Source organism: Arthrobacter rhizosphaerae (assembly GCF_023062595.1).
Classification (GTDB): Bacteria; Actinomycetota; Actinomycetes; order Actinomycetales; family Micrococcaceae; genus Arthrobacter; species Arthrobacter rhizosphaerae.
This window is the reverse complement of the sequence record NZ_JALLAN010000021.1, coordinates 25,075-47,527: the sequence shown is the minus strand read 5'-3', so window position 1 is coordinate 47,527 and position 22,453 is coordinate 25,075. Positions and strand designations below refer to the sequence as shown.

Here is a 22,453-nt window from a genome sequence, read left to right as displayed (position 1 = left end):
CTCTTCCGCTGGTTGGGGCCGCGGCCGGCACTCGTTGAGCCAAGTGCCGGCCACGGGGTCTTACTTAAGGAGGTCCTGGATCTGCTTCTTGGCGTCGGCCAGGAGGGCAGCGGAGTCCCCGCCGGCCACGGCCTTCTGCAGGAGGGGTACCAAAACCGTGTCAACGATCTGCTGCCACTTTTCTGTCGCCGGGCGCGTGCCGGTGGCCTTCCCGTTGAGGGTCTCGATCAGCGGGCCGAAGCTTTCATAACCGGGCTGGTCCTGGTACTTCTCGAAAGCCGAGATGCGCGAGGCCAGGCCAAGGCTGGATTGAATGCCGAGGTCGTTGTGGTCGTAGGCGCATTTGATGAACTTCTTGGCGTTCTCGGTGTTCTTCGTGGCCTTGGGAACCGTCAGGTACCAGGGGCCGGGAACTCCTGCTATGCCGGCGCTGCCTCCGATCATCGGCGCTGTGCCCACCTTGCCTGCCACCGGGGCGTCCTTGGGGATCTGGCGGTAGGCGTGGGCCCAGAACCGGGTCATGGCCGTCTTGCCCTGGTTGAACAGATTTTGGGCCGCTGCCCAGTCAACCTGTGCCGCGCCCGGAGGGGCAGACGATGCAAGGCTGGTGTAGAAGTCCAGGGCTTCCTTGTGTGCTGCATTGTCAATGACGACGTCGTTTCCGTCCAGCACCATCGGGGAGCCTGCCTGGAGGACGTGGGCAAGCCATTCGGTCTCCACACCGCCCTTCACGTCGGTTCCATACATCCCGTCCTTCGTGAAGAACTCCGAGACTTCCTGGTACTGCTTCCATGTGGTGGGCGCGGCGAGGTCGTAGCCGTACTTGGCCTTGAAATCGGCCTTGTTCTGCGGGTCCTCGAAAAGGTCCTTGCGGTAGAGGATGATCTCGGCGTTGGTCCAGGCGGGCATGCCAATGAAGTGGCCATCCACGTTCGCTTCCTTCACGAGCGCCGGGAAGATGTCCTTTTTGGCCTCGTCGGTGAAGAGTTCATCGATCGGCTGGACCGCATCCTTGAAGCTGGGCAGCCAGACGGAGTCAAGGGCCGCGACGTCGAAGGAGACATTGCCGGAGGAGAATTCGCTGGAAAGCCTGTTGAACATGCCGTCGTAAGGGAGTTCGACGAAGTTGACGTCGATCCCGGCGTCCTTCTTGCATTGCTCGGCCACGCCGGTCAGCTCCGCGTGGCCGCCGGCCTCTACCAGGACATTGACGGTGCTGGCAGCGCTGCCCGACGACGTCGGGCCCCCAGCGCCGCACCCGGCGGCGGTGAGTGCTACGGCTGTGCAGAGGCCGCCAATAGTGGCAAACCTGTTGATGGTTGTTCGAGTGGACATCGCTGTCGACTCACTTTCTCTGGGGAACGGAAAATTCAGAAGAGGAGGGAGAACGGTGACAAATCGTTTTGGTAAAACGACTTGGCACCTAGAGTATGCGTCCCTTCCGGCGAGTGTCAAGCGTCACATTTGGTACTGTCCCGTCAAAGCCGATGACCCTCGGCCCACGGAATGAACCGGCAGCTAATTCCCTCAAAATCCAAATTTGAGGGAATTACTTGCCTGTTCACACCAAGCGGACCCAAGGGGCCATAGACTCGTGCCAACCACGTGCAGCAGTGTTGCTCCGCAAGGCATCGCCCACCGGCGAAGAACCGGCAAGCCGCCGCTGCACTCGTCGGAAGGGGAGTGGCGGGTGAAGCTAGGAATAGCGCGCGAACGCCGGGACGGAGAGCGGCGGGTGGCCGCGACGCCCGAAACCGTAAAGCAGCTGGCGGGTCTTGGCCTTGAGGTGCTGGTGGAGGCGGGGGCCGGAACGGCTGCCGGAAACAGCGACGACGACTACCGCCAGGCCGGGGCTCACATCATCCCCGAGCTGAACCTTCAGGAGCTGGATGTCTACGCCCATGTACGCCCGCTGGAACCGGCAACGGCACAGCGCCTCAAACCCGGAGCAATCACGGTTGGCCTTGCCTCGCCGTCGTCGGAGCTTCCCACCGTCCAGGCGCTCGCGGCCGCCGGGGTGACCTCCTTCGCCCTGGAACTGGTGCCCCGCATCTCTCGGGCCCAATCGATGGACGCCCTCTCTTCCCAGGCCCTGGTGGCCGGTTACCGCTGCGTGCTTGAGGCAGCAATGCGCTTCCCTCGCTTTTTTCCGCTGTACATGACCGCCGCTGGAACGATCCCTCCGGCGCGTGTGCTGGTGCTCGGCGTCGGAGTGGCCGGTCTCCAGGCCATCGGGACGGCAAAGCGCCTGGGCGCCCGCGTTTCGGCCAACGACATCCGGCCTTCCTCGGCTGAGGAAGTCACCTCAATGGGAGGCACGTTCATCAAACTGGACCTTGAGACTGCGGAGGCGTCCGGCGGCTATGCCCGGGAGCTCAGCGCCGATCGCGGCGCACTGCAACGCCAGCTGCTGGCCCCGCACGTTGCCCAGTCAGACGTCCTGATAACGACGGCGGCAGTCCCTGGACGGCGTGCCCCTCTCCTGGTGACCCGGGAAATGGTGCAGGGCATGCGCCCGGGTTCCGTCGTCGTCGACCTCGCGGCGGAGTCTGGCGGGAACGTGGAGGGATCGGTTCCCGGAGAGGACCTCCAGGTTCCAACCGCAGATGGCCAGGGTGCTGTCACCGTGGTGGGCATGAAGGATGCTGCGTCCGCAATGCCGGCAGACGCGTCGCGTCTCTACGCCAAGAATGTGGCGAACCTGCTCGCCCTGATGACGCAGGAAGGCGTTGTGGCGCCGCACTTTGAGGATGAGGTCCTGGCAGCGTCCTGCCTGACGCACGACGGCGTTGTGCAGCACGAGCCCACCGCCCAAGCGCTGCATCTGCTCGCGATGGAAAACGCCTCCGCGCCGAATATGGCTGCACCGAATGAGGGGGTGTCCTGATGGATCCGATCAGTTTGCTCACCATCACCGTGCTGGCGGTTTTTGTGGGCTTCGAAGTGGTTTCCAAGGTTTCCAGCACCCTGCACACCCCGCTCATGTCCGGGGCCAACGCCATCCACGGCATCATCCTGGTGGGCGCGATCATCGTCGCGGGCCAAGCCGCCGACCCGTGGGTGCTCGCGGTGGCCCTGCTCGCGGTAGTCCTGGCCACAGCCAACCTGGTGGGCGGCTTTGTGGTGACGGACCGCATGCTGGAAATGTTCCGCGGCCGTAAGAAGCCGGGTCTGGAAAAAACCAGTTCAGGAAACCGGGAGGTCCAAAAGTGACCCTCCTCGATCCCGTCTGGACGGCGCTGCTGTATCTCGCCGCTGCTGTTTTCTTTATCCTCGCGCTCAAGGGCCTCAATTCCCCCCGAACTGCCAGACAGGGAAACCTCCTCGGCGCCTTCGGGGCGCTCCTGGCGGTTGTCACTGTTTTCTTTTCGGCAAAACTCGACAATGTGCCCTGGATCCTGGGCGCCATTGCCGTCGGCACAGCTGTGGCGGCGCCCGTTGCCCGTCGCGTGCAAATGACCCAGATGCCCCAGCTCGTGGCCCTCTTCAACGGTGTGGGCGGCGGTGCCGCGGCGCTCGTGGCACTCCTGGAACTCGGGCATGCCGAGGAATCCTGGGTGCGCCTGGCGGTAGTCTTCACTTTGCTGGTGGGTGCCGTCTCCTTCGCCGGCTCGGCCATCACGTTTGCCAAGCTGCAGGAGCTCATGACCACCCGGCCGATTGTGTTCCCGGGTCTGCCTGTGCTGATGGCCGCTGTGCTGATCGCAGCGCTGGGTGCCGCTACCGCCGTCGTTCTGACCGGTTCGTTGGCGCTGGCTTTGATACTGATGGTGCTGGGACTGGCTGCAGGCGTCCTGCTGGTGCTTCCGGTGGGCGGCGCTGACGTTCCCATCGTCATTTCGCTCCTGAACGCCTTCACCGGCCTCGCTGTCGCGGCCAGCGGCCTGGTGCTCGGCAACGTGCTTCTCCTCGTCGCCGGCACGCTCGTGGGCGCCTCAGGTACTATCCTCACCCGGGCCATGGCTGCAGCGATGGGCAGAAGCGTTGCCGGCATCCTCTTCGGGGCCTTCCGCGGAGGTTCGACGGCGGGTTCGACGACGGCGAGTGACCGGCCAGTGCGGTCCTCCAGCGCCGAGGACGTGGCCGTGCTGCTGGGCTACGCGCAGCGCGTGATCATCGTTCCCGGGTACGGCCTGGCCGTTGCCCAGGGACAGCACACAGCTGCGGAACTGGCCCAGGCGCTCGAGGCCCGGGGCATCCAGGTGGACTTCGCCATCCACCCGGTGGCAGGGCGCATGCCCGGACACATGAACGTACTCCTCGCCGAGGCCAACGTGCCGTACGAGTCGCTCAAGGAAATGGGCGAGATCAACTCGGAGTTCAGAACGGCCGACGTCGCCTTGGTGGTCGGAGCGAACGACGTGGTTAACCCGGCCGCCAAGACCTCCTCCGGCTCGCCGATCTACGGTATGCCCATCCTCGAAGTTGCCGATGCGCGCCAAGTGGTCTTCCTCAAGCGCTCGATGCGCCCTGGCTTTGCCGGCATTGAAAATGACCTGATGTTTGAACCGCAGACAACGCTGCTGTTCGGGGACGCCAAGGAATCCCTCACCAAGGTGCTTGGCGCGGTCAAGGGCCTCTAAAAATCACGAGGCTTTATATCAAGCATGGGCGTTTCAGCTCTTGTGGTTGGTACGTTCCCCTGAGAACTGAGTCGACAGCGTGATGAGGACGCCGTCTGGATCGTCCCTGATGGTGAGGCACAATTCCCTGTCCACCACCGAGGCGTGGATGTCCTCGCTTCCCTCCGGAGCGAGCTGTTCAGCAAGCCTCGTTACTGCCCGGGCCATGGCCCGGCCCCAATCATGCGGGTCCCTGCTGTTCGCCTCGGCCTCTGCTGAAATGTTCTCCGCTTCGGTCATGCTCCGCCGCCTTCCGCATTGCTTTCGCGGCCCCCAGGAGTATCCCGGACAGGCCGGAGTGTTCCCTAACGTAGCCAGCCTATGGGTGGAAGGGGCGGACCGTCCACGACCCCGCGCCGGTGCTGCCCAGTCCGGTCAATCCCCGATACGATTTCAGTTCGGGGCCTTTCCCGTCGCCACGCGGCGTAGACGCCACTCTTAAGGACGCTATGACAGCCACTAACGCTACCCCCACTCTGCGGGCAGCCGTCGTCATCAATCCTGCCAAGTCTGTGGGCCCGGAGTTGCGCGGTTCCATTGTCCGGCTGTGCCAGACCCAGGGATGGGCCGAGCCGCTATGGCTGGAAACCACGGTTGAAGACCCTGGGGAAGGACAGACGCGGGAGGCGCTGGAAGCAGGAGTCGACGTCGTTATTGCCGCGGGCGGCGACGGCACCGTCCGCTGCGTGGCCGAGATCCTGGCAGGCAGCGGGGTCCCGTTGGGACTGGTGCCATTGGGCACCGGAAATCTGCTGGCGCGGAACCTGGGCATCAACATTACAGATCCGGTGGCCGCGGCCTACGATGTGCTGAACGGCACCGAGCGCACGGTGGACGTTATCCGGACCAACCTGGACGGCTCTGCCGACCGGCAGGTTTTTCTGGTGATGGGCGGCCTGGGCTATGACGCAGCGATCATGGCGGACACCATCGATGTTTTGAAGGACAGGATGGGCTGGCTTGCCTACGTGGAAGCCGGCATCCGAAAGCTCCCGGGAAAGCCGGTGCGCGCCAGGATCAGCATGGACGGAAGGCACCCTGTGCGGCGCCGCATTCGCAGCGTGATGATCGGCAACTGCGGCAGGATTATGGGCGGGGTGGAGATATTTCCCGAGGCCAAGGTGGACGACGGCGTTCTGGACCTCCTGATCCTCGCACCTCGTGGCCGCCTGGGTTGGCTGGGAGTGGTGGCTGGCATCTTCGGACGGAACAAACGCAAGACCACGTCGGTGGAGTACTTCCAGGGGAAGACTGCCGAAATCATTCTGGAGCACGAACAGGAATTCCAGCTCGACGGAGACCACGTCGGTACGGGTAAACACCTGGCAGTAACTCTCGAGCCTGCAGCACTCAAGATCAGGATGATGAACGACTGAGGGCTGGCGGCGCTCCAAACTCAGTTCGTGGGGCGGATCGGTCCGTCGGGATGCGGTGTCGTCAGCGGGTCGGCGTGGCGGCTGACGAGATGCCATCCGTCACTCTCCAAGCGAAAAGTGGTCGTGACGCGCAAGTCGAAGGGGGAGGGCTCTTCGCGACCGCCCACCTTGGTCTCCCAATGCTCGCGCTCGAACAGAGTAACGAGATCGGCGCCAACGTAGCGGGAAACTTCTTCAGTCCGAACTGGCGCGCCATTGCGGAAGTTCGATGAAGCGAAGTCGAGCGCCTGTGAAACCGCATCCCAGCCGCGCGAGGAGCCGCCGAAGGGATTCGCCAGCAGGACGTCCTCGCTCCGCGCGTACATTGCCTTGATCGGCTCCGGATCGCCCGCGGCAAACACATCTAATCCCGAGTGGTACTGCTCGATGACCTGACCAATGTCCATGGCTGACCTCCTATCTGAGGTCTACATCAGCGTCGCCTGGCACACAAGATCTAAGCCCGGGCCGCACGTTAGCCGGTCGGCTTGCGGTCACTAGGTGGTTGCGGCGATGCTCGATACGTGGAGGACAACATGATCGTTAGATCGGCCCAACCCGAAGACATTGCGGGGCTCGCCGCCTTGAAGGAAGCCTGGGCCCAATTGTCCCGCCCGGTATCCGAATCCGAGCGGCGAGAGTTTGCTGAAGACCTTTCTGCCTGGATGCGTTCCCAAGGGCAGGCACTAATATGCCATGTGGCCGAGATTGACGGTGAGCTCGTCGGCATGGCGTGGCTGGTGCTCTTCGAACGGGTTCCCGATATTGACGATCGAACTCGCCTCACAGGTGACATTCAGAGCGTGTACGTGCTTCCGCAACACCGCTGGCGCGGGATCGGCAGCGCGCTCGTTCGCTCATTGCTCCACGAGTCAGACGAGCGAGGCGTTCCGCGAGTGACTGTGAGCGCGAATGCGGCCGCCGCTGCGCTCTATTCGGCAGAGGGCTTTATGACTGCACCCTTTCTGCTTGAACGTCCTCATCGGTGAGGTTGCGGTGTGAATTACCCAATTCAGCAACGGAGCCCCCGGTGACGTCGAAGGGGCCGCCCGACGAGGTAGCCCACCATCCCGGCCTGGGAACAGCCGCGAATCTGCGCGGCGTCGTCTAAAGACACACAGCGCGCTTAAAAAACCTTGGTGGCCGGTCTCCCGGTCACCAAGGTCGATCAAAACTACCTTCAGCGGCGCACCTGTTTTTAGCCGCGGGCTGTGGTGCGGGTTGTTGTCACACTGCGCGCCAGGACGACGCCCAGGGCGACCATGCCCAGTCCCAAAATGAGGTGCAGCCAGTCGTCGGCGTCATTGAACGGTACGAAGTTGGCGGTGGAATCGTGGGGTACCAGGAGGCCATACAGCCAAAGAACCAGGTAAAGAGCCCCGCCGCCCACCAGATAGTTCCGGGCCTGGGTGGCACTGCGCGCCATGACGATTCCAGCCACTCCGAACAGCAGATGGACGATGTTGTGGAGGATGGAGACCTGGAACACGCCCAGGAGCAACGCCTCCGAGGCGGGTCCTGCCATTCCGAGGGCTGCGTAGTTGGTGGTTACACCCGGAATGAATCCCAGGATACCCACAAGCAGGAAGACTGCTCCTACGACCATTGCTGCCGTTTGGATGGTTGTTCGGCTACCTGTCGGGTTGGTGTTTACCATGATGTTTTCTCCTGCCTTGTACACAACTGCCTAGCAGATGTTGCGCTGCAGGGTGCCACGCTCCGGTAAGGCCGATCTACGTCGCATCCTTGAGTACATCATAAGTATGCTTATCAAGTTACGGAAGTGTTTGGAGTAATGTTTTAAGCACTACTTCAGAGGCGATTTGGCACGATCATAGGCCAGTATTTCCGCCAATTCGGCAAGCCGATGGGCGCGGGCGGATTCTGCAGGAGTGAAGGGTTCCCCAGGCCTGGAGAAAACAAGCGGCCCATGCCACGCCGTCGGGATCTTCAAAGCAGTGCCGGTAACCTGCGATCCGGAAGCCGCACGCCCGGTTCCAGCTACTGCAGGTGGCGTGTCTCCTCGGACAGGGTCGCCCGTATTGACCACATGAGCCCGGAGCAGTTCGGCAACTGCTAAAGGAAGCTCTGCCGGGTTTGCGGCAATTCTGGAGGCCAGGCTGAGGGCTTTGGTTTGGCCGTCCGCCATAGCCAGGGCGGTGGTGGGCCAGATGTGCGGGTGCCGGCCGCCCGCATCCCGCAATGCCGATAGAATCTCGGTTTCTCCCAGGTTCCCCGGAGCGGAAAGCACAAATTCGTCGAGCACGCCGCCGGCGATGGGATGGACGTGAATGCTGAGGATGTTCGTGTCAAGTCTGGCCAGGGTACGGGTAACCTTCTGGAGCGAGCCCGGCTGGTCACGAAGTACGGTCCGGGCCCGCCACAGAGCCGGTGCCTCCACAAGTCGGCTACGGTGGCGGAGGGCGGGAGCGTGAAGCCACTTCTTCAGGAGCCGCGCGGCCGACGGCTCAGCTACCCAGATCACCAGGAAAGTGGCAGTGAAGGTCAGGACCAAGACCTTGGCAACGTACGGCAGATGGGTTTCCACAACGGCAGCGTGCACCAGGAGTTCGATGGGGAGCATCACTGCGATGTTGGCCAGCGTCAGCCGGGCCTTAGTAGGTTCGGGCATCTGGCCGCAGACCTCACAACTCAGATCAGCCGGGAGCGGGACTTTCACCTTTGGCTTCATAAGCCCATACTGTCGGCCGGCTGTTTCGGCAGTATTGCCCCTGGGTAAGGATCAGTGGAAGCTTCCGCAGCCCTTGCTTCCGCCTCAGGCCCCGATGGATGCCGGCTACCGGGAGTTCTCTCTGCTGCGGTCAGCCTCTGCCATTTTCGTCAGCAGATCGCGGATCTCGGCCAGAAGAGCGGTGTCGGCCGGGATCGGTTCCTCTTCGGGTTCCTCCGTGGCAAGGCGTTGCTTGACCAAGGCGTTGATTTTGTTCATGGGGGCCACAAAGATGAAATAGACCACCGCTGCGGTAATCAGGAATGTCACTAACGCCGTGAGGACCCCGCCGATGTTGACGAACGTCTTTTCGTTTCCCGGCCAGATGGGGAAGCCCAGCCCCTCGGTCTGCACCCCGCCGGCCGCTGCGATGATCGGGTTAACAATGTTGGTGGTGAACGCGGCAACCAGCGCTGTGAACGCCGTACCGACGACGACGGCGATGGACAGTTCGATGACATTGCCGCGAAGAATAAAGTCTTTGAACCCTTTGAACACGGGACCTCCAGTTATACGTAAATACCTCGGAATCAACCGATAGAAGATACCACTGCGAGGAGGGTTTGCTCGGCTTCGGTGCTCAGCCGGAACCCTTCAGCGGACTGTGCGATGGCGCCTGACGCCACACGCTCCTCCCACCACCGGCGAAGAAAGTCCTCGGAGAAGCCGCCGGTACTAAAACCGTATGGTTGGTCGGTGAGGCTGAAGACAATCATGAGCTCATAACAAGGAGCGTCGTAAGAGCCAGCGCCCTCCGGATCTCTCACAAAGTGCTCAAAGGATTGGGCGCTCGTCAGCTGAGAATAGAGCCAGAAAATGAGGTCGTACATCGCGTATGACTGCTCATCGCCATGCAGCGCGAAACTGCCCTTATCCTCGACGATCTGACGCGCGAGGGCCCGCAGTATCCGTGCACTACCGGGGAGTTTGCCCGAGGCCGCAGCCACTGCCCTGACAACGATAGGCGAAAGCGTTCCCCGCTCCACCGTCACCATGGCTGCAGTGCGCTCGTCTTGTGCGAAATAGTAGTCATCCTCGCCCACAAGCCCGCGGATGAGAGTGGCGAAATCCTCTGCCACGAACGTGATGCGATAGCCGGCTTCCTGGTCGACGTGCACCACCTGTGGCTCGCCGTTTTTTCCGCAGGAACGGTAGTCGAGCATGATCTGCTCATGACCGGCGCTGGGGGTGTCTCCAATACCAACGCCGATGCGCGGATAGCCCCACTCGCTTTCCATATGGGTGGAGCCCAGCGGCCCAACAAGTGACTATTGCGCTGTCCGCCCCAAGGCGTACAGGCCCGTGATGACGATGTGGTCATCAGCCCAATTTGTGGGCAGGTCCATGGGGTAAACGCATCGGTGCAATACGCCGCCGTTGTGGAGCCGGGCCAGTTCGACATACGACGCAGGAAGTCTATAGCCGCCCAGTTCGGCCTCGACAGATGCGATCAACCCGTCACTCGGAGACGTTTCCTCGTGGTATTCGAGTGAGAAGTCGCCGTCTATCCACAGCCCGGTGAGATCGGAGTCAGTGAACGCTTTGCCGGTTTCTTTGGGCTCCCGAGGGCTGGTGCTTGCAGTCATTCTCCGGCGAGGGCAGCCTCGATTGCGTCGATGACCTCAGCTGAATCGGGCTCAACGGTTGGAGCAAAGCGGGCCACCACTTCGCCGTCGCGGTTTACCAGGAACTTCTCGAAGTTCCACTTCACCAGGCCGGGCAGCAGGCCGCTCTTGAATTTGGTCAGCTCCGCGTAGAGCGGATGCTGGTCCTTACCGCGGACGTTCGACTTCACGGTCAACGGGAAGGTCACCCCGAAATTCCGCTGGCAGAACTCGGCGATTTCGCTGTCGTTGCCAGGTTCCTGGCCGGCGAACTGGTTGCAGGGGACTCCAAGGACCTCAAAGCCGCGGTCCTTGAACTTTTCGTAGAGCGTCTCAAGCCCCGTGTACTGGGGAGTGAATCCGCAGTTGGAGGCGACGTTGACCACCATCACCACGTTCCCCTTGAAACGGCCGAAATCCGTCTGGGTTCCGTCGTTCAGGGTGAGGGGAATGGAGTAAAGGGATGTCACAGTCTTGGTCCTCGCAAAGTCGGTCTTACCGGAAACTTGTTGCCACTACCAGCCTACGGCCTCAGACTGAGGGTTTCCTGTCAGATAATGAAGGCTGGGAACGTCGACTAAAGGGGGCCGCCGGAGTGGGCGTCGCAGGACCAACTGATGCAGGACAAAGTGCACCACCAACGACTGAAGTCCTCAGGGTTCACGGACTGGTGAAGCGCTATGGGGAGCTGACCGCCGTCGACGGCGTGTCCTTTACCATCCAACCGGGGGAGACCTTCGGGCTCCTCGGGCCGAACGGTGCGGGGAAAACCACCACCATCTCCATGATCGCAGGCCTGATTGCTGCCGACGCCGGGACCGTTACGGTCGCTGGAATGGGTATGGGTCCATCCGAAACCGCAGCTAAGCGGCATCTCGGCCTCGTCCCCCAGGAGCTGGCGATCTATCCCGACCTGACAGGGAGGGAAAACCTGAACTTCTTCGGCCGGCTCCAGGGCCTGAACGGCAAGGACCTCTCCCGGCGGACGCAGGAAGTGCTGGAGCTTATCGGACTGGCTGACCGGGCCGGCGACCTCACCAAGAACTACTCCGGCGGAATGAAGCGGCGGCTCAATATCGGCATCGGGCTCCTGCACCGGCCCACCCTGCTGATCCTCGATGAGCCGACCGTCGGCGTCGACCCCCAATCCCGGAATTCCATCCTCGAAGCTGTGGAGGCCTTGTCTTCCGAGGGAATGGCCGTCCTGTACACCACTCATTACATGGAGGAAGCGGAGCGGCTCTGCGACCGGATAGCCATCATCGACGAGGGCAGCATCCAGGCAGAGGGGACGCGGGACCAGCTGATCAAGCTGACCGGCGGCGTGGACCGTATCAACCTTCATGGCAGCGGAAATTCCACGGCCGCGGCGGCTGCCCTGCGCCTGGTCCCAGGAGTGCAGCACGTGGACGGCGACGGTTCGGCCCTCGCGCTGACCGTGCATGATGGCCCCAGCGTATTGGCCGGCATCGTCACTGGTGCGGCTAATGCCGGAATGTCGGTGACGTCTGTGGAAATCACCCGCCCGGACCTGGAATCCGTGTTTCTCCACCTCACCGGAAAGGCGCTCCGGGACTGATATGCGCCAGCTGTGGATCATGACTCTTAAGGACCTGAGGCAACGGGTCAGGGATAGATCAGTCTTCGTTTTTTCACTCGTTGTTCCGCTCGCCTTAATGGGGGTGCTGAGCCTTGTGACAGGCGGTTTCGGCAGCGACGACCCCGGGCTGGAACCTGTGACAGTTGCGGCAAGCGCTGCCAACGCCGACCAGCTCGCCACAGCCGTTCTGGACACCATGGAGTCCCAGGAGGTGGTGGACGTTACCCTCAACAGGATGTCCGCGGATGACGCCCGTGCTGCTGCCCGCTCAGGGGCAGCCGACGTGGCAATCATCATCCCTGATGACTTTGGCAGCTCGCTCAGATCGGGGTCATCCCCCACGGTGCAGGTGGTTCAGGGCGACGGTGCCGGGCTGGAAACGGACGTCCTCATTTCTGTGGTGGTTGGAGTGGTGGACCAGTTGCACGCCGCTTCCGTAGCAGCGGCCGCGGCGGGTGCGGCCGGACTGCCCCCGGAAGCAATTGCCGCGATCGGGAACCAGGCGGCGGCCCGAGCCCCTGCCCTGACCCTCAAAGAAGGCCGGGCCTCGGACGAGCAGCTCTCGTTCCAGGGAACATTGGTTGCCGGCCAGGCCGGTCTCTTCCTGATGTTTACCGTTGGTTTCGGAGTCCTGGGGCTGCTGGCGGAGCGCGAGCAAGGCACCCTGGCGCGGCTGAAGTCCATGCCCCTCGGCCACGGAATCATTGTGGCTTCCAAGGCCGCCGTCGGCTATATCCTTGGCGTGGCAGCCACCGGAGTGTTGCTGGTGACGGGGTCGCTGCTTTTTGGAGTGGATTTCGGGTCCCCGCTGGTGGTTGGGGTGCTGGTTCTCAGCGTGGTGGCCGCGGCAACGAGCCTTACTTTCATCGTGGCACGCATGGTCAGGACCGCTGAACAGGCCAACGTGGCGCAGTCCATCCTGGCGATGGTGCTCGGTATTGCAGGCGGGGCATTCTTTCCGATCCAGGGCTCCGGATTCGCGCAGACCCTTCTGGATATCAATCCGGTTGGTGCATTCATCCGCGGCCTGGGGATTTCCGCTGGCGGGGGCGGCTTGCCTGAGGTTGGCGCTCCCATCGCGGTGATGCTGGTGTTCGCCGGCGCCTGTCTGGTTATAGCCAGGATCATTCCGGACCGGGGGGCGCGGGCATGACGGCAGTGCTGGCCCTCGCGGCTGTGGAGCTGAAACGGTTCCTGCGGGACAGGTCCAACATCTTCTTTGTGTTCATCTTCCCGCTCATGCTGATCCTTCTGATCGGCTCACAGTTCGGAGCGGGTGCCGGGCAATCGCGGGTGGCCATTTCGGGTTCGGGAACGGCAGTGGCGGAGGCCGTCAAGACGAAACTTGAAGCAGCCGACGTCGATGTCACCTTTGCGGGTTCGGATGCTGTGCGGCAGGAGCTGAGCCGCGGCAGCACCGACGTCGGGCTGTTCATCTCTGAGACGGCTGCTGCAGAGTTCGATGCCCGTGGTTCCGAAGCCGGGCGGCCCGCCGAGATTGAAGTGGTGATGGGGTCCCAGTCCGGCGCACAGGCAGTGATGCAACAGGTGCGTACGGCCATTCAATCGGTCAACGTGGAGCGTGGACAGCTCGCCGCCCTCACCCAGGCCGGCCTGACGGCAGGGCAGGCGGGTGATGCGCTCGCTGCCGCCTCGCAGAGGCTTTCCGCCCCGAAAGTGGAGGTGGTGGATACCAGTGAAATTGCCCAGGAGTTCCGCGGCCTGGGCCAGTTCGACCTTGGAGCAGCCCAGCAGCTGCTGCTTTTTGTGTTCTTGAGTTCTTTGACGGGTGCCACCACCCTGATCCAGGCAAGGCGACTGGGAGTGGTTCCGCGGATGTTGGCTGCACCAGTTTCAAGCGGGCAGGCCCTGGGCAGGTTCGCGATTGCGTTGGTGCAAGGTGGCTACATCATGCTTGGGACTGCGCTGCTCTTCGGCGTCCAGTGGGGGAGTATTCCGCTGTCAGTCATGGTTCTGGCATTGTTCTGCACCGTTTCAGCGGCGGCGGCCATGGTGATCGGTTCCGTGATGGACAACGACGGCGCCGCTTCGGGCGTGGGGGTCGGGGCCGGCTTGGTTCTGGCCGGGTTGGGCGGCTGCATGGTGCCGCCGGAACTGTTCCCGGAGACCCTCAGGGCGGTCTCCTACATCACTCCACACCGGTACGCGTACGACGCCTTTGCCGAGATCCAGCGGCACGAAGGCACGTTGGGCGACATCCTGCCTCAACTCGGAGTGCTTGCGGCGATGGCGATTGCGCTGTTGCTGCTCGGCTCCTTGCTGCTGCGCCGGAGCCTTAACCGGTCCCTCTGACTTTCGCCTGACGCGGGGTAGGGTGAAAGCGGAATTTCCATTCAATGGAAGCACTGCTGGGTGAACTTTAGGAAGTTCTCCTACGTGCCGGGAGGAGGTGGGGAGGCCGTGGCCAACTCTGAGTCCGGAGACTCCGTGGTGGACCGCATCGTGCGGGTCATCGCCGCATTTCCCGACGGCGTGAGCACGCTGCAGCTTTCAGAGCTTGCCGGGCGTTCCGGGCTTCCGCTCACCACCGCCCACCGGCTGGTCCGGCAACTCGCCCAGCATGGACTGGTGGACCTGGGCGACGGCGGTTCGGTACGGCTGGGACTGCGTCTATGGGAGCTCGTAAACCGAAATTCCCCCGCGCTCGTCCTGCGGCAGGCGGCTTTACCCTTTATGGAGGACATCCAACAGGTCCTGAACCAGAACGTGAACCTGGCGGTCCTGGACGGTTGGGAAGTCTTGTTTGTGGAAAGGTTGTCCCGCCGGGGATCGGTTGCCAACAGGGCGCAAATTGCGGGACGAATGCCGGTGCACATCTCATCGGCCGGCGTCGCACTGATGGCCTTCAAGCCAAAGGGAGTTCAAGGGGAGTATCTGGAGCAGTTCGCGGATCCCTCCGGCCGGCTGAGCCGCCGCGACATGCGTTCGCTCCTGGCCGAGACAAACCTTCAGGGGTACGCACAGCTGGCCGGGGTAGTGGACCCGGACACCTGGGGTATTGCCGTGCCGGTTCTTGACCGGAAAAGGAACGCCCTGGCCGCTCTCGGCGTCGTTGTTCCCCTACAGGAGATGCGTCTGCACGCTCTAGTTCCGGCACTCCAGACAGCGGCCCGCGGAATTGGGCGGCAACTAGGGAATGCTGCGCTGTAATTCCGTTCAACGGAATTGATGTGACGCGAGGAGGTCCGCTCGCGTCACACTGGTGCCAGATCAACAAGCCGGCCCTTTGCTCCCGGCCTACTGCGATGAAGCGAGGAATACCATGGCACCACGTACCGTCGTCACCACCCAGGTGGCCATCCTGGGGGCAGGACCCGCCGGGCTGATGCTTTCGCACCTCTTGGCGAAATCCGGGATTGCCTCAACGGTGGTCGAGATCCGCAGCCGGGAGGAGATCGCCGAAACGGTGCGCGCCGGCATCCTGGAACACGGAACCGTGAACATGCTGGTGGACAGCGGTGTATCGGACCGTGTGCTACGGGACGGTGATCGTCATGACGGCATTGAACTACGCTTCAACGGCGAGTCTCACCGAATCGACTTCAAAGAGCTGGTGGGGGAGTCCGTGTGGCTTTATCCCCAGACAGATGTCTTTAAAGACCTCGCTGCGCGACGGGAGGCCGACGACGGCGACATCCGCTACAGCGTGACCGGCACCAGTGTTCACGACATCGAAGGCAAACCGAGAATCTGGTTTACCGGGGCAAATGGCGTGGACTATGAACTCAAGGCCGACTTCATCGCGGGTGCAGACGGCTCCCGCAGCCAGTGCCGGCTGCAGATCCCTGAAGCCCGCAGGAAATGGTATTTCCACGAATATCCCTTTGCCTGGTTCGGGATTCTGGCAGAGGCTCCGCGGAGTTCCGATGAATTGATCTACGCAAATTCGGAGAACGGCTTCGCCCTGATCAGCCAGCGCACTCCCACCGTTCAGCGCATGTACTTTCAGTGTGATCCCGACGAGAACGTGGCCGAGTGGAACGATGACCGCATCTGGGAAACCTTCCGCAGCCGGGTGAATGGCAATGGGTTCACCCTCAAGGAGGGACCGGTCATCGACAAAATGGTCCTGAAATTCCGCAGCTTTGTCCACACACCCATGCGCCATGGCAATCTGTTCCTGGCCGGGGACGCGGCCCACACCGTTCCCCCCACCGGGGCGAAGGGCCTCAACCTGGCGATCCACGACGTAAAGATGTTGTTCGAGGGGCTGGACAGCTACTACTCCCGCGGTTCGAGTGATCTGTTGGACTCATACAGCAGCCGCGCCCTGGACCGGGTGTGGAAAGCCCAGCAATTCTCGTACTGGATGACATCGATGCTGCACACCCCCGCGGACGCTGACGACTTTTCACGCGCCCGCCAACTGGGGGAGCTTAACTCGGTGGTTTCCTCCAGCCACGGCCAGGCATACCTGGCTGAGGCATACACCGGCTGGCCGGGAGCAGCATAGGAGGGCCTTCTCTCCCACACAACCGGCCCTGCCCCGCACACGCGGCCCTGCCCAGCAACGCTTAAGCGGGGGAGGGCCGTGCGTGGCGGGGAGCGCGGACGTTTTGGCTACCGGGCAGAACTGGAAACCGTGACCGGGACGGGGGTATCGGCAGTTGTTGGCGACGTCGGGAGCTTCTGGCTTGCTCGGCCACCACGACGGCGGGCACGCCCGTACACGAGGTACATCGTGAACCCGGTGATCACCATCAGCAGCACCGTGTAGACGAAGGTGTTCGAGACTCCATCTACGCCTTCGGCCCCGTCGGTGTTGGCCTTGATGATCAGTCCAAGCGGCTGGAAGAGCGGATGGGCCAGGAAAATGGCGGTGTCATAGTCGTCCAGCATGCTGTTGAAGTTCAGTGCAGCGATGGCCGCGGCTGTGGGCAGGACAATCGGCAACAGGATACGGCGGAATATATACAGCGTCCTGGCTCCCATAATGGCTGCGGCCTCCTCCAGCGAGGAGTTCACTGTGGTGAATGTTGCCTTGAGCATCCTGAGGGTAAAAGGGATCTTGACGGTGACGAAAGCGATCAGCAGGATGACTGTGGTCCCGGTCAGGACGGCTCCGCCGACCAGGGGATTCGGATGGTCGTAGCTGATGATCAGGCCCAGGGCGAGGAGTGCTGATGGCAGGATCCACGGGATGTGCAGGAGGTATTCGAAGAGCGAGGTGAGCCAGTTCTGGTGCTTCTGGATCAGCCGAGCGACGAACAGAAGCCCTCCGACCGTGATGACGGCAGCCAGGGCGCTGTAGACAATGCTGATGATGAACGGACGAAGGCCGGAAGGCTGGGTTAGCACCCTGACATAGTTCTCCAGGGTGAGGCTGGACAGGGACAGTTGACCGGTTTGGATAGCTGCACTGTCGGCGAATGAATAGAGCACGATCAGGACAACCGGCAGGGTGTACACGGCAAAGAGCAGATAAGCGGCCACATGTATCAGGACGTTGGCCAACGGGTTTGTGATGGCCTGCTTCTCGAGGCGTGAGGACACCTTGGAAAGCGAGAAGTAGGTGCCGCCCTTTTCCAGACGGGTCATCACGGCAAGCATCAGGATGGTGGCCACACCAAGGATCACGGCAAGCAAGGCGGCGAGGTCCCGGGACGTGGGGCTGTTGGTGAAGGTCAGGATCATCGGGGTGATGGTCTGGAACTCCCGGCCGCCCAGGACCTGGGGTGCGCTTAGGGCGCCCAATCCGGTCAGGAAGGACAGGATGGTGGCCGCAAACAGTGTGGGCTTGAGCATGGGCAGGACGATCCGGCGGAGGATGGTCCAGGTTGAAGCGCCCATGTTCCTGGCGGCTTCAATGGTCTGGAAATCCACGCCTTTCAACGCGTTGGCAACAAAGAGCATGTGGTTGGTGGTGGTGGCAAAAGTCATGACCACCAGGACGGCAAAGAAGCCCGAGAACCAGCCTGCATCCATCCCGGGGAACATGCCGGCCAAGAGAACCGTGACAATGCCCTTCTCGCCGTAGATGAACTTATAGCCGGCAGCGAGCACAATGCCGCCGTAGATGAAGGTGGTGGCGTAGCCCAGGAACAAGATCCGGGACCCGCGGATCTTGAAGTAGTGCGTCACCAGCACAATGAAGATCCCCACAATGTTGACTGTGATGGAGAGGGCCACCGCCAACATGAAGCTGTTGCCTAGGGATTTCATGGCGCGGTCGGAGGACAGGAGCTTTTCAGCCGCCCTGCCGGAAAAGCGGCCGTCGGGGAAAAATGTGGCGATCAATACGTTCGCATTTGGCCAGACGAGGAATGCAGCGATGAACCAGGTCAGGGCCACGCCCACCACAATCACGAAGGGCGATCTCAGCATTGACCTGGCCGATGTTCCGCTCATGACTGCGAGGTGGCCGAGGTCGCCAGGGCTTGATTTTCGAGCCTGCTCCCCGTCTTCGGATGATATTGCAGCACATGTTCAGGCCTGACATGGACAGTGACCCGGGCCCCGGACTCAGGCCGCCTGCTCCCGTCCTCCCGGACAATGATGCTCAACTCGGAGCCGTGGGATTTCACCCGGTATCTGCTGTGAAGCCCATGGTAGGTCCGGGAGACCACGGTCCCCCCGACAGCAACTGCTCCTTCGGGAACGGCTGCGCCAAAATCCGTGCCCAAGTCTGCGCCAAAATCTGAGCGTGCATCGGTGCCCGAGCCCGATTCACTTATGCCCGGTGCCAGCGAGGCCTTCTCCACCCGGAGGTACGAGCGGGCATCGGGGTCCAAATGGGTGCGGGACTGCCGGTTGAGTTCGCCGATGAACTCAGGCGTCAGGGCAGAACTGTCGCCGATGAAGTTGCAAACGAATTCCGTGGCGGATTCGTCGTAAATGGTCTGCGGCGTGCCCACTTGTTCCACCATGCCCTTGTTGAATACGGCAACCCGGTCACTCATGGCCAGGGCTTCGTCCTGATCGTGGGTGACGTAGACGGTGGTAATGCCGAATTCGCTTTGCAGGTCCTTGAGTTGTTGCCGCAACTGGTGCCTGAGCTTGGCATCGAGGTTGGACAAGGGCTCGTCAAGAAGCAGGATCTTGGGCTGGAGCACCAACGCCCGGGCCACCGCCACACGTTGCTGTTGTCCGCCGGACAGTTCCGCGACGTTCTTACTCAGCTGTGCATCCGATAGATCAACCCGCCGGGCGATTTCGCGCACCATCCTGTCGCTGTCCGCCGGCTTTTCCTTGCGCACGCGAAGGCCAAAGGCGATGTTCTCCCACACGCTCATGCTGGGAAACAGCGCATAGTTCTGGAACACCATGCCTACCTGGCGCTTGTCACTTGGGAGCCGGGTTACGGCCTTGCCGTCGACATAGACATCTCCCGCGGACGGTTCGATGAACCCCGCCAAGGTGCGCAACGCCGTCGTTTTTCCGCAGCCGGAAGGTCCCAGCAGGGTAAAGAACTCCCCTTGTTCCACCTCCAGCGTCAAACCGGGGATGGCGATGAAATCTCCAAAGGTAACTTCGATGTTGTCCAAGCGGATCATGGGAAAGCCTGTCTGGAAGGAGTTGTTCGAGGACGTAAAAGGCGGTGACGGGCGGCTCAGGTTCCGCCCGTCGTCCGTCCTACGTCATGTATTCGAGCTCGATCTTCTCCACCCAGGCACCGATGTTCTCCTGGACGAACGTCCAGTCGATGTCCTGCTGCTTCAGCGAATTCACGAACTCCACCACTTCAGGCTTCGCCTTCGCGACGGCAAGGTTGTTGACGGGCATGGAGTTGAACTTCTGGGCCCATTCGCCCTGGAATTCGGCCCCGCCGAACCAGTCGATGAACTTCAGCGCCTCCTCCTTCTTGTCCGTTCCCTTCACCAGCGCAACCTGCTCCACCGCGAACGGCACACCCACGGAAGGCTTGACGACGTCGACATTCACTTTGAAGGTCTTCTCGCGTTCAGGGATGATGGACGACGGCATCTGGCCCATGTCCACTTCGCCGCCTGCAATCCGGGCAAAAAGATCGGTCTTTGGAACCGCGGGGCTGCCATGCTGGAAGTATTGTTCGATCTGGCTCCAGCCTTCATCGGAAATTCCCAGGTCACCGGAATCGTCTTTATAGCGGGTGAGAATACTGGCCAATACCAATTGGGATGTGGCCGTCCCCAAGCCTGTGACCCGCTCATACCGGTCCTTGAATTCGTCCTTGCTCCACAAGTCCGTCCAGTCCTTTGGTGCTTTGTCGGCGCTGAATTTATCGGAGTTATAGCCGAGCAGAATGGCCTGCTTTACCAGCGGCCAATAGGCTTTGTCTTCGCTTTTGTCGCCGAGTTCAGAATCAACTTCCTCTGCCCAGGACGGCGTGTAGGGCTCGATTGCGCCGCCGGCCTTGACTTGCTCGAAGTACATGTTGTTCAACCCGAAGGCGACATCGGCGATCGGGTTATTCTTCTCGGCGATGAGCTTGTTGGTGGCATCCGCGCCGCCTGCGCCAACGATTTCGATCTTGAAACCGGCAGCTGCTGCCTTTTCGGTCAGCCACTCACCCCGGCCCTCGCCGTTGGAATTCGTATAAACAATCAACGTTTCTCCGGTGGGTCCGCCCGAAGCTTCCGAGGAAGATCCGGAAGGGGACGCCGTCCCTGGCGCACCACCACAACCGGCCAAAGCAAGAACAGCGGCAATACCGGCAGCGAGAGCTTTTATTTTTTGCATGATTAAGACTCATTTCCCCCAATGGAATCAGCAATGTCCCGCAAGCCTATAGGCATACTTGGAAACGGCTGATGACGAATCACCGTCAATTTCAGGAACAGCCGCGCGGACGGCCCAGCCCCGCGCGGACGGCCCTGGCCAGCAACGGTTATGCGGGGAAGGGCCGTCCGGGCTCACAGCCATCCCGACGGCGGGACCACCTTGACGCCGTCGAACGCGTACACTCGGCCCGTGCATGAGATAACGATCGTGGGTGGCGGCGTAGCCGGCCTGGCCCTTGCAGCGCGGCTGGATTCCCGGCGCTTCCGGGTCACCCTCCACGAGCAGAGGACGCAACTGCCCACGGTGGGCACGTCCCTGATGATGTGGCCGAGGGCGCAAGAGGCGCTTGCTGCGGTGGGAATACTCGGTGCCGTCAGTGCTGCCAGCCCCGCATTGGCTGTCGGATCCCTCCGCAGCGCTGCCGGTGAGCCATGGTTGATGGTCCCTGCCCGTGGGACCATTGCTGTCTCCCGTCCTGAACTCATCCGCCTGCTCGAATCTGCCGTGCCGGACTCCGTCCGCCGGGAAACCAGCCGCTTTGAGTCCGTCAGCCCGGAGGGGCCAGGCGTGTTGATCGGAGCCGACGGAGTAGGCAGCGTGGTCCGCCGCAGCGTGTGGGGAGAGTCAACGCGCGCCCGCCTGACTCCTTATATGGCAGTGCGGGGAGTGGTGCCGGGCAGGCTCTGGGCGGATCACTCGGGGGAGTACTGGGGGCGGGGGGATCTGTTCGGGATTGGCCCCGCGGCCGGAGGCACCAACTGGTATGCATCCTTCCACTCCGGCTTCCGCCCGGAACTGGAACCGGACGGGATCGACGTCGAGAGGGTCCTTGAGTTGGCCCGAGTGCGCTTTGCCGGCCATGCACGAGCCATTCGTGAGGTTCTCGTCACCGCCGACACCGAGAGAACCTTGGCGCAGCGGATCTGGACGACGCCTCCGCTGACCGGGTACGTGAGGGGCCGGGTGGCGCTGGTGGGAGATGCCGCCCATGCCATGACGCCCAATCTGGGGCGGGGGGCCTGCGAGGCACTGATCGACGCCGTGACCCTGGCGGACCAGCTCAACTCCCGTCCGGTCGACGTCGCGCTCCGGGCCTATGGGCGTCAACGGCTCCTGCGCACTCAGGCCTTGCGTCTTGGCTCGGCAGCTATGATGCGCCTCGCCTTGGCGGGACGCCTGCAGCCCGCCCGGGATCTGGCACTGCGGACAGCGGGCGGTCGACGGCGGAAGTCCCCACCGCCGTCGAACTAATGGTGCTAGGCCATGGCCGTGTGAGCTGCGCTGTGCGAATCGATCTTCTTCGCATAGCAGTGTGAATGCTCCTGGCCGATATAGGGTCCGAAGCTCGGCACTTCCGCAAATCCGCTGTGCTCGTAGAAATGCCGCCCGTCGGGTTGCGCCGACCCCGCCTCGGCAGTCACTGTGGTGAAACCCTGCTGGTGGGCATGCGCTTCCAAGGCAGCAAGGATGGAGCTCGCCACGCCTGAGCCACGCATGTAGGGAATCACATAAAGGCGTTTGATCTCGACGGTACGGTCATCCAGCATCCGCAACCCGCCGCAGCCCACGGGCTGTCCGGAGCTCTTCTCGTAGGCCACCAGGAACACAGCAGTATCGGCTTCCGACGGCGGCGTGCCAGGCTCGTGATCGGCTGTTCCGAAGCGGGCATCCAGCTCCGCTTGCTGGGCTGCTCGAAGGTCAGCACCCACGGGGTTCGCCCAGGTGACTTGACGGATGTTGAGACGCGGGTTGGTCTGCAT

Annotated in this window: 24 protein-coding genes; 11 read left to right on the top strand and 13 right to left on the bottom strand. The window is 62.2% G+C overall.

Annotation, left to right across the window (positions count from 1 at the left end):
• Window positions 1-60 precede the first annotated feature (60 nt).
• On the bottom strand, window positions 61-1,335 hold the full coding sequence (locus MU551_RS21115; protein WP_247048521.1) for an ABC transporter substrate-binding protein: 1,275 nt from the start codon (window positions 1,333-1,335) through the stop codon (window positions 61-63).
• 355 nt (window positions 1,336-1,690) lie between these two features.
• Between MU551_RS21115 and MU551_RS21110 the strand changes: the two genes are divergently transcribed.
• Genes MU551_RS21110 through MU551_RS21100 form a run of 3 tightly spaced genes read left to right on the top strand, consistent with a single transcriptional unit; the run spans window position 1,691 to window position 4,583 of the window.
• Window positions 1,691-2,887: a Re/Si-specific NAD(P)(+) transhydrogenase subunit alpha gene (locus tag MU551_RS21110; RefSeq protein WP_247048557.1), complete on the top strand. Its 1,197-nt coding sequence runs from the start codon at window positions 1,691-1,693 to the stop codon at window positions 2,885-2,887.
• Window positions 2,887-3,213 carry an NAD(P) transhydrogenase subunit alpha part 2 gene (locus tag MU551_RS21105; protein ID WP_247048520.1) on the top strand — a complete coding sequence of 109 codons (327 nt, stop codon included), beginning with the start codon at window positions 2,887-2,889 and terminating at the stop codon, window positions 3,211-3,213. The genes MU551_RS21110 and MU551_RS21105 overlap by 1 nt, the downstream gene beginning before the upstream one ends.
• Entirely contained in the window at window positions 3,210-4,583 is a 1,374-nt protein-coding gene (locus MU551_RS21100; protein WP_247048519.1) for an NAD(P)(+) transhydrogenase (Re/Si-specific) subunit beta, read from the top strand. Before MU551_RS21105 ends, MU551_RS21100 begins: the two co-directional genes overlap by 4 nt.
• A 33-nt stretch (window positions 4,584-4,616) precedes the next feature.
• Here MU551_RS21100 and MU551_RS21095 read toward each other — a convergent pair whose 3' ends face one another.
• Entirely contained in the window at window positions 4,617-4,862 is a 246-nt protein-coding gene (locus MU551_RS21095) for a hypothetical protein (protein ID WP_247048518.1), read from the bottom strand.
• Window positions 4,863-5,071: 209 nt separating this feature from the next.
• On the opposite strand from MU551_RS21095, the gene MU551_RS21090 reads away from it, so the two are divergent.
• Window positions 5,072-5,998 carry a diacylglycerol/lipid kinase family protein gene (locus MU551_RS21090; protein WP_247048517.1) on the top strand — a complete coding sequence of 309 codons (927 nt, stop codon included), beginning with the start codon at window positions 5,072-5,074 and terminating at the stop codon, window positions 5,996-5,998.
• 20 nt (window positions 5,999-6,018) lie between these two features.
• Here MU551_RS21090 and MU551_RS21085 read toward each other — a convergent pair whose 3' ends face one another.
• The gene (locus MU551_RS21085; RefSeq protein ID WP_247048516.1) at window positions 6,019-6,444 is read right to left on the bottom strand and encodes a YybH family protein; all 426 of its coding nucleotides are present in this window, start codon (window positions 6,442-6,444) and stop codon (window positions 6,019-6,021) included.
• 129 nt (window positions 6,445-6,573) lie between these two features.
• Here MU551_RS21085 and MU551_RS21080 point away from each other — a divergent pair, with 129 nt between their 5' ends.
• Window positions 6,574-7,026, top strand: a complete 453-nt coding sequence (locus tag MU551_RS21080) for a GNAT family N-acetyltransferase (protein WP_247048515.1) — start codon at window positions 6,574-6,576, stop codon at window positions 7,024-7,026.
• 209 nt (window positions 7,027-7,235) lie between these two features.
• Here the strand turns inward: MU551_RS21080 and MU551_RS21075 are convergent, their stop codons facing one another.
• The 6 genes from MU551_RS21075 to MU551_RS21050 all read right to left on the bottom strand — a co-directional run bounded on the left by MU551_RS21075 (window position 7,236) and on the right by MU551_RS21050 (window position 10,842).
• Window positions 7,236-7,694 (bottom strand): DUF4383 domain-containing protein, encoded by a 459-nt coding sequence (locus MU551_RS21075; protein WP_247048514.1) that lies wholly within the window; start codon window positions 7,692-7,694, stop codon window positions 7,236-7,238.
• A gap of 150 nt (window positions 7,695-7,844) precedes the next feature.
• Entirely contained in the window at window positions 7,845-8,729 is an 885-nt protein-coding gene (locus MU551_RS21070; protein WP_247048513.1) for an ACT domain-containing protein, read from the bottom strand.
• A 105-nt stretch (window positions 8,730-8,834) separates the two neighbouring features.
• Entirely contained in the window at window positions 8,835-9,266 is a 432-nt protein-coding gene (gene mscL / locus MU551_RS21065) for a large conductance mechanosensitive channel protein MscL (protein ID WP_247048512.1), read from the bottom strand.
• Between the two features lie 32 nt (window positions 9,267-9,298).
• A complete protein-coding gene (locus tag MU551_RS21060; protein WP_247048511.1) occupies window positions 9,299-10,006 on the bottom strand; it encodes an SMI1/KNR4 family protein in 708 nt (235 codons plus the stop codon).
• Window positions 10,007-10,036: 30 nt separating this feature from the next.
• On the bottom strand, window positions 10,037-10,354 hold the full coding sequence (locus tag MU551_RS21055) for an SMI1/KNR4 family protein (RefSeq protein ID WP_247048510.1): 318 nt from the start codon (window positions 10,352-10,354) through the stop codon (window positions 10,037-10,039).
• On the bottom strand, window positions 10,351-10,842 hold the full coding sequence (locus MU551_RS21050) for a glutathione peroxidase (RefSeq protein WP_308198333.1): 492 nt from the start codon (window positions 10,840-10,842) through the stop codon (window positions 10,351-10,353). The genes MU551_RS21055 and MU551_RS21050 overlap by 4 nt, the downstream gene beginning before the upstream one ends.
• Window positions 10,843-10,967: 125 nt before the next feature.
• Between MU551_RS21050 and MU551_RS21045 the strand changes: the two genes are divergently transcribed.
• From MU551_RS21045 to MU551_RS21025, 5 genes are all read left to right on the top strand, one after another.
• Window positions 10,968-11,951: an ABC transporter ATP-binding protein gene (locus MU551_RS21045; protein WP_247048509.1), complete on the top strand. Its 984-nt coding sequence runs from the start codon at window positions 10,968-10,970 to the stop codon at window positions 11,949-11,951.
• A 19-nt stretch (window positions 11,952-11,970) separates the two neighbouring features.
• Window positions 11,971-13,125 (top strand): ABC transporter permease, encoded by a 1,155-nt coding sequence (locus tag MU551_RS21040; protein ID WP_247048508.1) that lies wholly within the window; start codon window positions 11,971-11,973, stop codon window positions 13,123-13,125.
• A complete protein-coding gene (locus MU551_RS21035) occupies window positions 13,122-14,285 on the top strand; it encodes an ABC transporter permease (protein ID WP_247048507.1) in 1,164 nt (387 codons plus the stop codon). Before MU551_RS21040 ends, MU551_RS21035 begins: the two co-directional genes overlap by 4 nt.
• Window positions 14,286-14,393: 108 nt before the next feature.
• On the top strand, window positions 14,394-15,143 hold the full coding sequence (locus MU551_RS21030) for an IclR family transcriptional regulator (protein ID WP_247048506.1): 750 nt from the start codon (window positions 14,394-14,396) through the stop codon (window positions 15,141-15,143).
• Between the two features lie 112 nt (window positions 15,144-15,255).
• A complete protein-coding gene (locus tag MU551_RS21025; RefSeq protein ID WP_247048505.1) occupies window positions 15,256-16,446 on the top strand; it encodes a 4-hydroxybenzoate 3-monooxygenase in 1,191 nt (396 codons plus the stop codon).
• Between the two features lie 107 nt (window positions 16,447-16,553).
• On the opposite strand, the gene MU551_RS21020 is transcribed toward MU551_RS21025, so the two are convergent.
• From MU551_RS21020 to MU551_RS21010, 3 genes are all read right to left on the bottom strand, one after another.
• Window positions 16,554-18,341, bottom strand: a complete 1,788-nt coding sequence (locus tag MU551_RS21020; RefSeq protein ID WP_247048504.1) for an ABC transporter permease — start codon at window positions 18,339-18,341, stop codon at window positions 16,554-16,556.
• Complete coding sequence (locus MU551_RS21015) at window positions 18,338-19,486, bottom strand: ABC transporter ATP-binding protein (protein WP_247048503.1); 1,149 nt, start codon at window positions 19,484-19,486, stop codon at window positions 18,338-18,340. Before MU551_RS21015 ends, MU551_RS21020 begins: the two co-directional genes overlap by 4 nt.
• A 79-nt stretch (window positions 19,487-19,565) precedes the next feature.
• Window positions 19,566-20,651, bottom strand: a complete 1,086-nt coding sequence (locus tag MU551_RS21010; protein WP_247048502.1) for an extracellular solute-binding protein — start codon at window positions 20,649-20,651, stop codon at window positions 19,566-19,568.
• A gap of 231 nt (window positions 20,652-20,882) precedes the next feature.
• Between MU551_RS21010 and MU551_RS21005 the strand changes: the two genes are divergently transcribed.
• The gene (locus MU551_RS21005; RefSeq protein ID WP_247048501.1) at window positions 20,883-21,944 is read left to right on the top strand and encodes an FAD-dependent monooxygenase; all 1,062 of its coding nucleotides are present in this window, start codon (window positions 20,883-20,885) and stop codon (window positions 21,942-21,944) included.
• 5 nt (window positions 21,945-21,949) lie between these two features.
• On the opposite strand, the gene MU551_RS21000 is transcribed toward MU551_RS21005, so the two are convergent.
• The gene (locus tag MU551_RS21000) at window positions 21,950-22,453 is read right to left on the bottom strand and encodes a GNAT family N-acetyltransferase (RefSeq protein WP_247048500.1); all 504 of its coding nucleotides are present in this window, start codon (window positions 22,451-22,453) and stop codon (window positions 21,950-21,952) included.

What these genes read in the sequence shown, in the direction of transcription:
- MU551_RS21115 (WP_247048521.1), bottom strand. Translation starts at nt 1,335, where the DNA reads ATGTCCACTCGAACAACCATCAACAGGTTTGCCACTATTGGCGGCCTC.
- MU551_RS21105 (WP_247048520.1), top strand. Translation starts at nt 2,887, where the DNA reads ATGGATCCGATCAGTTTGCTCACCATCACCGTGCTGGCGGTTTTTGTG.
- MU551_RS21095 (WP_247048518.1), bottom strand. Translation starts at nt 4,862, where the DNA reads ATGACCGAAGCGGAGAACATTTCAGCAGAGGCCGAGGCGAACAGCAGG.
- MU551_RS21090 (WP_247048517.1), top strand. Translation starts at nt 5,072, where the DNA reads ATGACAGCCACTAACGCTACCCCCACTCTGCGGGCAGCCGTCGTCATC.
- MU551_RS21085 (WP_247048516.1), bottom strand. Translation starts at nt 6,444, where the DNA reads ATGGACATTGGTCAGGTCATCGAGCAGTACCACTCGGGATTAGATGTG.
- MU551_RS21080 (WP_247048515.1), top strand. Translation starts at nt 6,574, where the DNA reads ATGATCGTTAGATCGGCCCAACCCGAAGACATTGCGGGGCTCGCCGCC.
- MU551_RS21075 (WP_247048514.1), bottom strand. Translation starts at nt 7,694, where the DNA reads ATGGTAAACACCAACCCGACAGGTAGCCGAACAACCATCCAAACGGCA.
- MU551_RS21070 (WP_247048513.1), bottom strand. Translation starts at nt 8,729, where the DNA reads ATGAAGCCAAAGGTGAAAGTCCCGCTCCCGGCTGATCTGAGTTGTGAG.
- MU551_RS21060 (WP_247048511.1), bottom strand. Translation starts at nt 10,006, where the DNA reads ATGGAAAGCGAGTGGGGCTATCCGCGCATCGGCGTTGGTATTGGAGAC.
- MU551_RS21055 (WP_247048510.1), bottom strand. Translation starts at nt 10,354, where the DNA reads ATGACTGCAAGCACCAGCCCTCGGGAGCCCAAAGAAACCGGCAAAGCG.
- MU551_RS21040 (WP_247048508.1), top strand. Translation starts at nt 11,971, where the DNA reads ATGACTCTTAAGGACCTGAGGCAACGGGTCAGGGATAGATCAGTCTTC.
- MU551_RS21035 (WP_247048507.1), top strand. Translation starts at nt 13,122, where the DNA reads ATGACGGCAGTGCTGGCCCTCGCGGCTGTGGAGCTGAAACGGTTCCTG.
- MU551_RS21025 (WP_247048505.1), top strand. Translation starts at nt 15,256, where the DNA reads ATGGCACCACGTACCGTCGTCACCACCCAGGTGGCCATCCTGGGGGCA.
- MU551_RS21020 (WP_247048504.1), bottom strand. Translation starts at nt 18,341, where the DNA reads ATGAGCGGAACATCGGCCAGGTCAATGCTGAGATCGCCCTTCGTGATT.
- MU551_RS21015 (WP_247048503.1), bottom strand. Translation starts at nt 19,486, where the DNA reads ATGATCCGCTTGGACAACATCGAAGTTACCTTTGGAGATTTCATCGCC.
- MU551_RS21010 (WP_247048502.1), bottom strand. Translation starts at nt 20,651, where the DNA reads ATGCAAAAAATAAAAGCTCTCGCTGCCGGTATTGCCGCTGTTCTTGCT.
- MU551_RS21000 (WP_247048500.1), bottom strand. Translation starts at nt 22,453, where the DNA reads ATGCAGACCAACCCGCGTCTCAACATCCGTCAAGTCACCTGGGCGAAC.